This window comes from Haematomicrobium sanguinis DSM 21259 (assembly GCF_000688395.1).
GTDB classification, from domain to species: Bacteria; Actinomycetota; Actinomycetes; order Actinomycetales; family Micrococcaceae; genus Haematomicrobium; species Haematomicrobium sanguinis.
This window is the reverse complement of record NZ_JIAG01000003.1, coordinates 85953-98215: the sequence shown is the minus strand read 5'-3', so window position 1 is coordinate 98215 and position 12263 is coordinate 85953. Positions and strand designations below refer to the sequence as shown.

Here is a 12263-nt window from a genome sequence, read left to right as displayed (position 1 = left end):
CTCAGCCACGCGTGTGACAGGGCACCCTTGACGCGGGACCCTGGCAGTTTCCTCCTTGAGGATACTGTGACCCCCTCCAAAAGCGGGGTAGCCACACCCGGGAGCACACAATTTGCAACCGGAGCGTTACGCGTGCGGCGCGGGGTGGTGAGCGAGTTAGGCGCTCAGTACGGTGGCACCGCGGTCGAAGGATCCGAGATCGCCACGGTGCCCGGCTCGCCAGGCGCGCCCACCCACCACAAAAACGTACACCCAGTAGCCCAGCCAAAGGGCCACTCCGATGCCGATGCGCACAAAGACCGGCAGGTCGCTCGGGGTCACGTAGGCCTCGATGACACCGCACAACAGCAACAGCAGGGCAAGCCCAATCACCACGGTGAAAAGCGCCCGCCCCTCGGCCGCGAGCGCTTCGAGTCTGGGCCGGTTCCCCGGGGACACCCAGGCCCAAAAGAGTCCGAGACCCGCGGCGGCCGCGATCATCACACAGGTCATTTCCATCAGGCCATGCGGGAGGATGTAGATGAAAAACGTGTCCCCGCGGTCGTGGGCGAACATGATTGCGCCCATGATGCCAAGGTTCGCCGCGTTTTGGATCAGCACCGCAATCGGGAAAACCCCGGTGATGCCCAGCGCAATGCACTGAGCCGCAATCCACGCGTTATTGACCCAGACGCGGGTGCCAAAAGATCCGGCCGGGTTCTCCGAGTAGTAGCTCACAAATTTTTCTTCGGCGAGGGCGCGCAACTCGGCATCCGTGCCGACCGCGCGCACCGCTTCCGGCGTGGTGGAAAACCAGAGACCGTAGAAGAGCGCGATGCCGACAAACATCGCAAAAATAATGAGCGTCGCCCACCGCAACCGGTAGAGGGCGGCCGGCAAGTACAGCGCGAAGAACCGCGAAACCTCGCTGACCGCGTTGCCGCGCTGACCGGTGAATTTTCCGCGCGCCGAAGCGAGCAGAAGCGAGAGTTCGGCCGAGAGCTGGCTTTCCGGTGCCAGCGATCGGATCGTGGACAGGTGCGCGCTGGAGCGCTGATAGAGGCTGAGCAGCTCATCGGACTCTTCCCCACTGAGGCGCCGGACGTTCACCAGTTCGCGCAACCGTTCCCAAGTTGGCCGGTTCACGGCGGCAAACGCTTCGATGTCCACGCTACTAACCCTAAGCCTTGGCTAGGATGAACTCCATGAACCATGAGCTCGTCACCTCCGAAGCGGTCAGTCTCGACTTGCGCCCCGCTTCGGTGGTCTCGCGGCTCGTGAGCGGAGTCGTCGACACTGCCATCTACGTTCTTGGCACGCTGCTGTTGCTCTGGGCGCTTTCCGCCTCGTTTTCACGCATGGATACCGCGCTCATCATTGCTGTGGTGACCCTCGCCATAATTTTCGGACTCGTGATCGTACCGATCGCGGTGGAAACCATGACCCGCGGACGCAGCGTCGGGAACCTCATGATGGGTACCCGCATTGTGCGCAGCGATGGCGGCGCGATCCGCTTCCGGCACGCACTCATCCGCGGTCTCGTGGCGATCCTGGAGGTGTACATGTCGGCCGGTTCGATCGCCGTGGCCACCTCCACCTTCGCGCCGCGCGCCCAACGCCTTGGCGACCTTTTGGCCGGGACCTTTGCGCTTCGCACCCGGTTGCGCCACACCAGCACGTTCCAGCCCTTCATCGCACCGCAACTGGTGTCTTGGTCTCGCACCGTGGATCTGGCCCAGCTCCCGGATACGCTCGCGCGGCGGGTGAGCGCACTCGTGGCGCAGGCACCCACCATGTTCCCGCAAGCGCTGGATGCGATGTCGCGCGAGCTGTACACCGAGGCGCTTCGCTATGTGGCCCCGCGCCCGCCGCAGACAGTTCCGCCGGTAGAGGTTTTGCGCGCCATCATGAGCATCCGGTACGAGCGTTCTCTGGTCTCGCTCGCCGAACGGCAACATCGGGTCGCCTCGCGCGCGCAACGGATCGACTCGCTCCCCTTCGAGGGCGCCTAACCCGGTTTCGGGCAACCGCGGAAAATTGCCGGCCACCCACTCGAGGTGAGGGCATCGCCGTCGTTATTCAGCCGGGGTGTTCGCGTACTTGTCCCAGGGAATATTCCAGTCCCCCATGCCCGCTTCCATGCTGATCGGCGGGCCGGCGGCGTTTTTGATGTCCACCACGTCGCCGCGGGTCATATTGTCGATGAAGTATTTGGCCGCCTCCGGGGACATGCCGATGCACCCGTGCGAGATGTTCTCCTTGCCGAGGACCGGGAACGCGGCCGGCAGCGCCTCATGCACAAACTCGCCGTTGTTGGACAGGCGGGACGCGTTCTTGGCGTCAAAGGGGTCATACCACTGCGGGTCGCCGGGCTTCAGCCCAATGGTGGAGGCGTCGAAGCGGATCTTGGGGTACTGGTCCATGATCACGTTGACGCCGTTGGATGAGGGCCAGTCCTTCCCGCCCATGGTGACCGGGTACTGTTTGACGATTTTGCCGTTGACGTACATGGTCATTTGCTTGGACTTCGCGTCCGCAACGGCGATCTTGCGTTCGCCGATCTTGACCTTCCAGGTGTCATCGAAATTGCCGACCATCCCGTTGCCGTACTCGACGCCGAAAAGCTTCACATCCACGGTGATGGTCGAGTTCGCCGCCCAGTAATCCTTGGGCCGGAAGCGCACCTTCTTGTCATTAACCCAGCGCGCCCTCACTTCTTGCTTGCTGGTGGAGGAGACGTTAAAGGCCTTGAGCACCTCCGCCTTGTTCTCCACCGGCTCGCTAAAACGGATCTCGATCGGTTGCCCGACCCCGACCGTGGTGTCCGGCATCGGGTACATCCAGGCGTCGGCCTCGTTGGGGGTGGTGACGGTGGCGAAGCTGGATGTCTTTTTCTGCGTCTGCCCCGCGGCGTCGATGACCTCGGAGGTGAGCGTGTAGTTGGCGTTGAAGGCGAGCCTGTCGGTGTTGGTCCAGGTTTTTTGGTCCTCGCTGACCTTGCCGGCGATCTCGGTACCGTCCTTGGCGACCAGGGTGACCGAGCGGACCTGCCCATTATCGGCCGACACCTTGATCGGGGTGCCGGGGTTGACCTCGGTGGCCTTGTCCTTGGGGACGCCAGCGAGGTGGATGTCCTTGGCTAGCGGCGCGGACATGCCCGGGCGCAATGCGGGGTTGGGGTTCAGCACCTCTGCCGCGCTCATACCGGCCCAGGCGGGCGCGGTGAGGGCGGCCACGGTTCCTCCGCCGATGAGCACCGCAAGTACGACGGCGATTGTCACCAATACGCGCAGCCCGCCGCGCTTTCGGGGTGCTAGGGGTTCAGTCAGCTCGCTCATTGCTACTTATTTTATGGCGCGAAACTGGGATCGGGTTTCGCGGCGCGCCGCATGCGCGCGCCTCGCGCCTAGCCCGGGTGCCGCGGGTCCCGCGGGCGCCGCCCCCGCCCGGCGCTGACCTCGTTTCGCATCCCCGTACCGCAAATATTGAGCGGTATACGGCTCTTGAAATGCGGTACGGGGATGCGAAACGGGGGGGTTAGTAGCGGTAGTGGTCCGGCTTGTACGGACCGGCGACGTCCAGGTCCAGGTACTCGGCCTGCTCCTTGGACAGCTCGGTCAACTCGACGCCAAGCGCGTCCAGGTGCAGGCGGGCGACCTTTTCATCCAGGATCTTGGGCAGCACGTAGACCTGGTTCTGGTAGCGTTCGCTGGGCTCGGAGCTGTTGGCCTTGGTGAAGAGTTCTATCTGGGCGATGGTCTGGTTGGCGAAGGAATTGCTCATCACGAAGGAAGGGTGCCCGGTCGCGTTGCCCAGATTGAGCAGCCGGCCCTCGGAGAGCACGATGATGCTGCGCTCGTGCTCGGTGCCGCGATCCATCACCCATTCGTGAACTTGCGGCTTGATTTCGACCTTCTCGATGCCGGGAAGGGCCGCGAGGGAGAGCATGTCGATCTCGTTGTCGAAGTGGCCGATGTTGCCCACAATCGCCTTGTCCTTCATGGCGCTCATGTGTTCGGCGCGGATGACGTCCTTGTTGCCGGTCGTGGTGATGAAAATGTCGCCCTCGCCGACCACGGACTCGAGCATCGCGACCTGGTAACCGTCCATGGCGGCCTGGAGCGCACAGATCGGGTCGATTTCGGTGACGATCACGCGGGCGCCCTGGCCGCGCAGAGCCTCGGCGGCGCCCTTGCCCACGTCACCGTAACCGCACACCACCGCGACCTTGCCGCCGATCAGCACATCGGTGGCTCGGTTAATGCCGTCGGGAAGCGAATGGCGGATGCCGTACTTGTTGTCAAACTTGGACTTGGTCACCGAATCGTTGACGTTGATAGCCGGGAAGAGCAATTCGCCGTTTTCGGCCAAGTGGTACAGGCGGTGCACGCCGGTGGTGGTTTCCTCCGAGACGCCGAGAATTTCGGGGGCGATCCGGGTCCACTTTTCGGGGTCTTCGGCAAAGGTGGCGCGTAGCTGGTCAAGAAAAGCCACATACTCGGGAGAGTAATCGTCGTCGTTCTTTTCCGGAGCGGGCGGAACGGCACCGGCCTTCTCAAATTCCAGGCCCTTGTGGACGAGCATGGTGGCGTCGCCGCCGTCATCCAGGATCATATTGGGCGCACCCTCGGGCCAGGTCATGATCTGATCGGTGGCCCACCAGTACTCGGACAGGGACTCGTTTTTCCAGGCAAAGACGGGGACGCCTTGGGGGTCCTGGGCGGTGCCGTTGCCGACGACCACCGCTGCGGCCGCCTCATCCTGGGTGCTGAAAATATTGCAGGACGCCCACCGCACCTTGGCGCCCAGGGCAACGAGGGTTTCGATGAGCACCGCGGTCTGCACCGTCATGTGCAGCGAGCCGGCAATGCGGGCGCCTTTCAGGGGCTGTTGGTCCCGGTACTCCTCGCGCAGCGCCATGAGTCCGGGCATTTCGTGCTCGGCGAGTCTGATTTGGTGGCGGCCCGCTTCGGCGAGAGAGAGGTCGGCTACTTTGTAGTCAAGGGGCATGGGTGTCCTCTATCGGTCGGGGGATTTTGGGGTGCTCAGCGTTGGGGCAAAAGTACCGGAATGCCATCCTCGATCGGATAGCTCTTTTTGGAGCGAATGGCGACCAGCGCGTCCGGTTCTTGGCGTAAGTGGTCCAGGGTTCGCGGTTCGCGAAGGATTGCCACGAATCCGGGCGCGAGTTCTGCCATCATGCTCCTTCTCAGGTGTATCTGTGGGGCGGGGGTGTCGATTAGTGAATAATTCTCAGGTGCGAGCGCTTGGGATCCGCACCCGGCGGTGCCAGACGAGTTTTACCTTGTGCCGTGTCGCTAGGCCGTCCGGAATGCGGCTCGGATGCTCCTTCACCGCCACCTGCGCGCTGGGCGGAGGTGGGCGTTCCCTGTGCGGCTTGCCGGACCGCGTCCACCAGGGCGAGCAGATCATCGCCCTGCGGGGGCGCCGGTTCGCTGGGGATCTCCAGGCGCAACACCTCCCAACCGCGCGGGGCGGTCAGGCGCTCGGAGTGGTCGGCGCACAAATCATAGGAGTGCGGTTCCGCATGAATCGCCAGCGGGCCCAGGACCGCGGTGGAATCCGCGTACACGTAGGTCAGGGTTGCGACCGCTGCCTGAGAGCAGCCCGAACGCGAGCACTGTCGAATGGAAACCACGCATCTAGCGTACCGCCCCGATCTCGGAACATAGCCCAGGACATTATTCAAACGCCCGGGTGTTGCCCGGTGCGTTAGAGTGTGCCCTATGTCCATGCGAATTGGCGAGCCGGCGAAGGTGGCAGAGAGCACCAATGCCGAGCGGCGCAGGAGTGAGCGTGACGGGCAGACGACGCGCCAGGTGCCCCGCAGGTTGCGGCGTAACCGCCGCGGCAAGGCTCCCCGAAATTCGCTCTACCCCGCCTCGGTCCCGTGGCACCGCACCCCGACCGAACTGTTTGAAAGTTACATGTTGGAGTCCGCCGAGCGTCTGGAAGAGCTCTGGGGCAACGAGGTCAGCGACATCGCTTTTGTGCTCATGGACGTGCCTGACGCGCCCGATGTGCCGGTAGATGGTGCCCGCGCCGATACTTTCGGACCCCATCCCATTGCTTTGGGGCAGGCGATCCCAGCGCTGGTTCCCTCGGCTGGGGCGCTGGCGGGAGCGCAGGACCGGACGGTGAGTTCGCCGGCCCGGATCGTCCTCTATCGCATGCCGATTCAACAACGCGCGCACGGCCAGGAGTCTTTGGCCGCGCTGATTCACGATGTCACGGTGGAACAATTCGCCCGGCTCAAGGGCTTAGAGCCGCAGAGCGTGGACCCTCGCTACCGGTTTCCCGAGGAGCGGTTTTAGGGCGCGATACTCAGCGGGACCTGCTGGGTGCCTCCGGCGACCGGCAGAATCGGTACCGTCGCGATCGCGGCCCGATTACCCGCGCTCAAGGTGAGCGTGCCATAGCTGGGAGCGCCGCTTGCGGAGACCAGTATGGCGGCGGTGTCCTTGCCGAGCTTTCCCGAGTCCACTTCGAGGGTGGTGTTCGCGGCGGTGGTCATGGTGACTTCCTTGCCGAGCTTCCCGTTGCTGTCCACCGGAGTCATGCGGATGTCCCCGGACGCGTCGCCGCTGGAAAAATACAGCCGCGCATCGAAACCGTTGGGCAGGCTCACCAGTTGTTGCGAGCCCAACTGCGGAGAATCGCTCACGTACGCGAGATCCACGGGCTTATCGGCCTCGGTTGCCGAGAGCGTGCGCACACCCGCCACGATCAATCCGTCAGAATTCAGCGTGATCGAGTAATTACCTGCGGGCACCTCTTCGAGTGGGATTTCGGTGACCGTGCCTGCGGGCACTGTCACGCGACCGCCTGGGAAATCAACGGACCCCTTTGTCGAATCTAGGGTGACTTCGACGGTCGCGTCAGAGGATCCCGCGGCCGAGATCAGCAAAGCGTTGCTCGCTTGCTCGTCCGATGTCTTGTTCTTGACATCCCGCAGGAGCTTGGGGTCTTCGAGGCGAATACCGGTCAGCACTTTTTTGAGCGAGGGTGCGGCACTGGACGCAATGTAGTCCACGCCGCCCGGTGTGAGGCCGCGCAGCGTTGAGGTCTGGATCGATGCGCCCACGGCGGCGCCGGTGCTCTGCACCCGGACCGCCAGGTCCGCTTGATTGGCGGCAAGTCCTGCGAGAACGATCGATTTTGTTTGTCCCGGGGGCACCAGTATCCCGCGCGCTCCGGCGGCATCGATGGGCTCCTCGCCTCCGAACAGGCTCAGATTCACGGTGGCTGCGGTCTGGGTCGGGTTGCTCAGGTTCAACACCGAGGTCACGCCGACCTTGGTCGAGGCGCCGACCAGCCACTGGTCGTTCATCGGTGCGGTGCAGTTCTGCGCTGCTATGCCTTGCAGATCGCCGTCCGAGGCGCTGTAGGTTTTCAAGGAGGACACCAATGCGCTTTGTCCGCCGAGCGGCATCGCGGTCACCACGCTCGCCGCTTCGGCTTCAATGCCGCGGAAGAGCTTGGCGCTCAGGTTTGTGAAGCCGCTGTCGGAGCGCCCTTGGGCGGCGGCTTGGTCCCCGGTGTCTTTCGGCGCTTCGGCAACCTGTTGCAGGAGCGTGGCACCGTCGATGGACTTCACCGCTGTCTCTGGATACACACCGGATAGTTCGCTCATCAGGGTGCCGGACACCAGCGCCGACGCCGATGAGGAGCCCGGGGCGAACTGCGCGTCTGTCCCATCGAGTGCGCTGTTGAGAACTTGCGGGGCCGCCGGGCAGACCGCGCTGAGTTGACCGGCGGGAATGGTTTGCATGGTGGCATCGCGCGGTGCGGCCGGGGTGGGCAGGTCAATGACGCTCGCTCCCACGGCCGCCGCGCCCAGCGCACCGACCGCAACCACACCGAAAAGCGCCGACGCGGCGACGCCGACCACCCGGCGGCCCGAGGTGCCGCGCGCACTTGCGGTCTCGCGTTTGCGGGCCTTGGGCTTTTCAAACGGCTTGACTTTCGCCGCCGCGGCCCGTGCCTCGGCGCGGTTCGCCTTTTTGCGCTCCAGCTTACGTTCCTGCTTGCGTTCGCTGCCGCGCGGGCGCAAGCTTTCCTTGGGGCTCTCGTGTTCGCTCGGCTTGTCGGTCATGAGCTCACCTGTGCCTCATCGTTGTCTTTTTTGCGCGGAAGAGTTTCATCAGTGTCTTCAGCCGCCGCAACCGCCGGAGCCGCGGGCGTTGCGGCGTTCTCCTGGTCGGGCTTCCGCTTTCGCCCCGTGCCGGTAGCCCCAGCCCGCTGCGGCGCAGGCGAAGCCCGCCCGGTGCGCGCGCCGGTGGGCAGTGGAATTGCCAACAGCACGGTCAGCGCCAGCACGAGTACTTGTGCGATCTCCAGCCATGGCGAGAACGGGCTGCGGTACTCCACCTTCAACAGTCCGCCGCTTTCCGGCAAGGCAAAGCGTTGCGCCCAGGAGTCCTGCCCATCGCCACCGGAAGGTTCGAGGCGTTGACCGTCCAGGGTCGCAACCCAGCCCCGGTCGCTGCGCTCGGAGAGGACCAGCTCGCGTCCGGCCGGCCCCGCATCGATCGACGTGTTCACGCTCAGCGGCCCGGCATCGACGACAGAAAGGGTTGCCCCGTTGGCATCCGAAATGCGCGCAAAACCGGTGGCGTACTCGGTACTTTCTTCGCCGCCTTCGCTGATCGCACCGCCCACGCGCCACAGCCAGCCGGTATCGGTCTTCCCCACGGACGAGAGCCCGACAACCGAGTCAATTTGCGGTGCCATGACCTGGCTTGCGGTACCCCGATCGGCAAGCACCACAAAAGCGACGCCCAGTTCGCGTAAATCGGCCCGGGGGTCTGTGCCTTGACCTGCCACAATGCTCGCCACGGTCCGCTTGAGCACCGCGGTTGCACCATCATCCTCGGCAATCTCGGGCGCAAAGGCCGTGCCGCGCAAATCCTTGGCGACATACGCCGTGGACATTTGATCCAGGCTCGTCCCGGCCCCGCGCATGAGACTGGCTTGAACCCGGTCGCTATCATCCGGCGTGAGCACAAGAGTCGCCGTGCGCTCACCGCTCAGCGCCCGGTCGGCGGCCGTTGCCGGAATCAGTTCCGGGCTCGAAGAGCGCACCTGCTTCTCCGCGGCCAGCAAGGTGCTGTCTTGCCCCGCCTGCGCCCCGGTGAGTTGGGGAAGCAGCCAGAGCCCGGCGGAAACCAGCGGGGAAATGGCAAGAAGCACGACGGCGATGCCTCCTACCGCACGCACCCGCGGCCGAGCATCGGGCCGGGAAATTTCACCCCGGGGTGCCGGCCGGGTGAGCAATCGGTCCGCGCCGATGAGCGCGGCGGCGGCCAAGGACAACACGAGTAGCGACACGAAGGGACCGGTAAAGGGGCTCACCAGCGCGTTGGGCGCTACCGCCGTCACCACGGTTTGGCTCAGCACCGAGCTCACGAGCGCCAGCACTGCGAGCACCCAGAGGTAACGCGCCATGACTCGCTTGGGTCCGCCGAGGAACAGTGAGGCAATGGCCACCACGACCAGCGGTCCGCCAATGCAGATAGCGGCGATCAGCGCCCAGGGCGCCGGGATCGACGCGGTGAACCCGAGGGCCGCGAGGGAGTCGGTCGCATCAAACTGCGCGGGGAACCCGAGCACTTGCTGCCAGGCCGGGGCGGCTTGAGAGTAGAGCGGGAAGCCCGGGTCGCCCAAGAGAGCCTGCCACCGCCAGATTCCAAACACCGCTTGTCCTGCGATGAGGGTCAGCGGCAGGGCAAGCGTCCACCACAGCGTGACGGCGCGGCGGCGCAGGGTCACAATGAGTATCAGCACCGCCAGGATGAGCACGAGTGACAGCGCAGGCGCGCTTGCCGTGACGACCGCGAGCAGCAACCCGGCCGCGGCGGCCGCTGTCCAGGAGCGGACCCCTCCGGTACCGGCTACCGTGATGCGCTCACCGGGCTGGCGAGCGGACCCGCGAATCTTGAGCGTTGCGGCGCCGACCGAACGCACGATGGCCAGCAACAGGAGTGGTAGAACAATGTGGGTGATGAGCGCACCCAGCCGGCCGTTGCCAAGGGCCGCAAACAATGCGGGTGCGCTCCCCCACAAGAACGCCGCCCACAATCGCAGGCCCCGCCGGGCGGTGAACGCGGCGGACGCAAACCACATGGACAGTCCGGCTAACGGCAGGCTCAGCAGAGTCAGCGCGACAACGGCGGCGTTGGCGTCGCCGAAGCCGAGGATGCCCAATACAAAAAGCACGTAGCCGAAGGGATCTGCGTGAGCGGCCAGTCCCGACCCTAAACCAATCCACCAGGTCGAGGCATTGGCCCAAATTTCGGTGAGCTTTTCCGAGACGGGCAACATCGCCCCTCCCGTCAGCGCTTCCGCGCCGATCAGCGAACTCATGCCAACGAGACCCAGCGCGCCCAGAACGATGACGGCAAGAATCGCGCCAAACCCGGACCACAGCCGGTTGGGTGTCGCGAGCGATTCAAAATCATCGGCGCTGTCGCCGCTGGGAACGTATTCGCCGCTATCGGAGCCGGTCCCATCCCCGTAGACGTTTTCGCTCGCGACGTCCACGAGTGCTTTGCGGTGCGCGCGAACTTCGGCACGCGGGACAATCAAGTCGGAGACCACCGAGCGCGGCAGAGTGCGGGTCTTTTTGACCGAGGATCGTGAGCGCATCAGTGCGAACGGTTTACACACCCCGGCAATGCTGGCAAACAGTTGCGAGAACCCGTAGGACGGATTCTTTGCCAACATGCCGGCGAGGAAACGCCACAGACCGCCAAGAACCGCGCCGACGGCGAGGAAGGGCACTTTCCACAGCGGCGCAAACTTTAGCCGCAGGAACACTTCGGCGCTGCGGCTGGCACCCAGGTGCGCGTTCTGGTTGCCTCGCTTGCCCTGGTGAACCATGCGCGCGGCGGGCACCACTACAACGCGGTGACCGGCTAAACGGTTGCGCCAGCTCAGGTCGATATCGTCGCCCGTGCCGTGCAAAGCCGGGTCGAAACCGCCCAGGTGCTCAAAGAGATCGCGCCGAACCAGCATGCCGGCACTGTTGACGGCAAAGGTGTCGCTGCGCTGGTCATACTGTCCCTGGTCGAGTTCGTCGGTTCCAATGAGTGTTTGACGTTCGGCCCAGCGGCTAATGCTCAAGCCCACTTCTTGGAGCTTTTCCGGGTCATCGCCTTCCAGGAGTTTCGCTCCGGCAATGGTTACCGACGGAGCGCGTTCCACCGCCTCCAAAAGCAGTTGGAGGGCGTCGGGGGCCGGTGCGCTGTCATCGTGCAGCAGCCACAGCCACTGTTGGGACGTGTCGGAGTCTCGCGGACTGCTCGAATGCTCCAGTGCCGCGCGGACCTGGGCGCCAAATCCCCCGCGCGCGTCCCCGGATATTACGGGGCTTCCTTCGGGCAGGCCTGATCGTAGCTCTTGTAGGGAGTCGTCGGTGGACCCGGCATCTACTCCGATGACGTGATCGGGCAGTCGGGTTTGTTTGCCGAGGTCGCTGAGAGTTCTGGGGAGGAACCGGTCGCCATTGTGCGCTACAACAATGGCAGTAACTGATACTGCCTGAATAATTAGACTGCTCGCTTCCTCAATTTGCGTCGTTCGCGCTCGGAGAGGCCACCCCAAATGCCAAAGCGCTCGTCATGTGCCAGAGCATACTCCAGGCACTCGGATTTCACGGTGCATTCGCCGCAGACCTTTTTTGCGTCGCGAGTGGATCCGCCCTTTTCCGGGAAAAAGGCTTCCGGGTCGGTCTGCGCGCACAGTGCGTCTGCTTGCCAGCTGAGCTCGCCCTCGTCATCGAATCCGGTGTCCACCAGAGGCATGCCCAGCCAGACGTTGTTGGGCTTGTCAGTTTCTTTGGCGCGGCTGGTCTTCTTGGGCGCGGCCGGCGCTACCGGTTCCGGGAAGGTGAGCAGGTCCGCCCCGGTACCTGGGGCGAGGAGTTCGGTATCGGCGTCCAACGCGGTGTGCGCTTCGAGGAACGCGGTCGCTTGCTCTTCTAACGATGTGCCGGAACGGAATCGCTCCTGGGCTTCGGGGTCGGCAGGGTCGAGGAACCAGTCCGCAGGTACCGCCCGAGTCCCGTACTGAGAGGCCGACTGCGCCGCCAATTGCGAGTCGAACTTCGCCTGTGCTGAGCTTTCCATTTTACCTCCCGGCCGATTGCCTGTTCATGGTGGGTTGGGTCAAGTGTGGATGTACAGATGTTGCAACTTGACCTAGTGTCCCCTGCGTTGCCACGTACGTGCTTTCTCGATTCCGATATCTAATTACACTGTTGT

At 64.2% G+C, this 12263-nt stretch carries 10 protein-coding genes; 2 read left to right on the top strand and 8 right to left on the bottom strand.

Translation table 11 applies throughout. The features are described from left to right. Positions 1-156: 156 nt before the first annotated feature. Positions 157-1149, bottom strand: coding sequence for a stage II sporulation protein M (locus O148_RS0103445; protein WP_026529796.1), 993 nt, complete (start codon positions 1147-1149; stop codon positions 157-159). Positions 1150-1184: 35 nt separating this feature from the next. Here O148_RS0103445 and O148_RS0103440 point away from each other — a divergent pair, with 35 nt between their 5' ends. Then, positions 1185-1991: an RDD family protein gene (locus tag O148_RS0103440; protein WP_035744716.1), complete on the top strand. Its 807-nt coding sequence runs from the start codon at positions 1185-1187 to the stop codon at positions 1989-1991. A gap of 63 nt (positions 1992-2054) precedes the next feature. Here the strand turns inward: O148_RS0103440 and O148_RS0103435 are convergent, their stop codons facing one another. The 4 genes from O148_RS0103435 to O148_RS0103420 form a co-directional block, all read right to left on the bottom strand. Continuing rightward, complete coding sequence (locus O148_RS0103435; protein WP_026529794.1) at positions 2055-3317, bottom strand: L,D-transpeptidase; 1263 nt, start codon at positions 3315-3317, stop codon at positions 2055-2057. Between the two features lie 199 nt (positions 3318-3516). Further along, the gene (gene ahcY, locus O148_RS0103430; RefSeq protein WP_026529793.1) at positions 3517-4989 is read right to left on the bottom strand and encodes an adenosylhomocysteinase; all 1473 of its coding nucleotides are present in this window, start codon (positions 4987-4989) and stop codon (positions 3517-3519) included. A 35-nt stretch (positions 4990-5024) separates the two neighbouring features. After that, positions 5025-5177: a Trm112 family protein gene (locus O148_RS17705; protein WP_157374474.1), complete on the bottom strand. Its 153-nt coding sequence runs from the start codon at positions 5175-5177 to the stop codon at positions 5025-5027. A 41-nt stretch (positions 5178-5218) separates the two neighbouring features. Then, positions 5219-5638 (bottom strand): DUF3499 domain-containing protein, encoded by a 420-nt coding sequence (locus O148_RS0103420; RefSeq protein ID WP_026529792.1) that lies wholly within the window; start codon positions 5636-5638, stop codon positions 5219-5221. Between the two features lie 88 nt (positions 5639-5726). Here O148_RS0103420 and O148_RS0103415 point away from each other — a divergent pair, with 88 nt between their 5' ends. Continuing rightward, positions 5727-6314 carry a metallopeptidase family protein gene (locus O148_RS0103415; protein WP_051619781.1) on the top strand — a complete coding sequence of 196 codons (588 nt, stop codon included), beginning with the start codon at positions 5727-5729 and terminating at the stop codon, positions 6312-6314. Here the strand turns inward: O148_RS0103415 and O148_RS14590 are convergent. The 3 genes from O148_RS14590 to O148_RS18070 are packed head-to-tail and all read right to left on the bottom strand — an operon-like array spanning position 6311 to position 12128. Continuing rightward, entirely contained in the window at positions 6311-8095 is a 1785-nt protein-coding gene (locus tag O148_RS14590; RefSeq protein WP_051619780.1) for a DUF5719 family protein, read from the bottom strand. The genes O148_RS0103415 and O148_RS14590 overlap by 4 nt on opposite strands. Next, positions 8092-11604 (bottom strand): glycosyltransferase family 2 protein, encoded by a 3513-nt coding sequence (locus O148_RS14585; RefSeq protein WP_075204268.1) that lies wholly within the window; start codon positions 11602-11604, stop codon positions 8092-8094. The genes O148_RS14590 and O148_RS14585 overlap by 4 nt, the downstream gene beginning before the upstream one ends. Then, positions 11550-12128 carry a WhiB family transcriptional regulator gene (locus O148_RS18070; RefSeq protein ID WP_075204267.1) on the bottom strand — a complete coding sequence of 193 codons (579 nt, stop codon included), beginning with the start codon at positions 12126-12128 and terminating at the stop codon, positions 11550-11552. Before O148_RS18070 ends, O148_RS14585 begins: the two co-directional genes overlap by 55 nt. Positions 12129-12263: the final 135 nt, after the last annotated feature.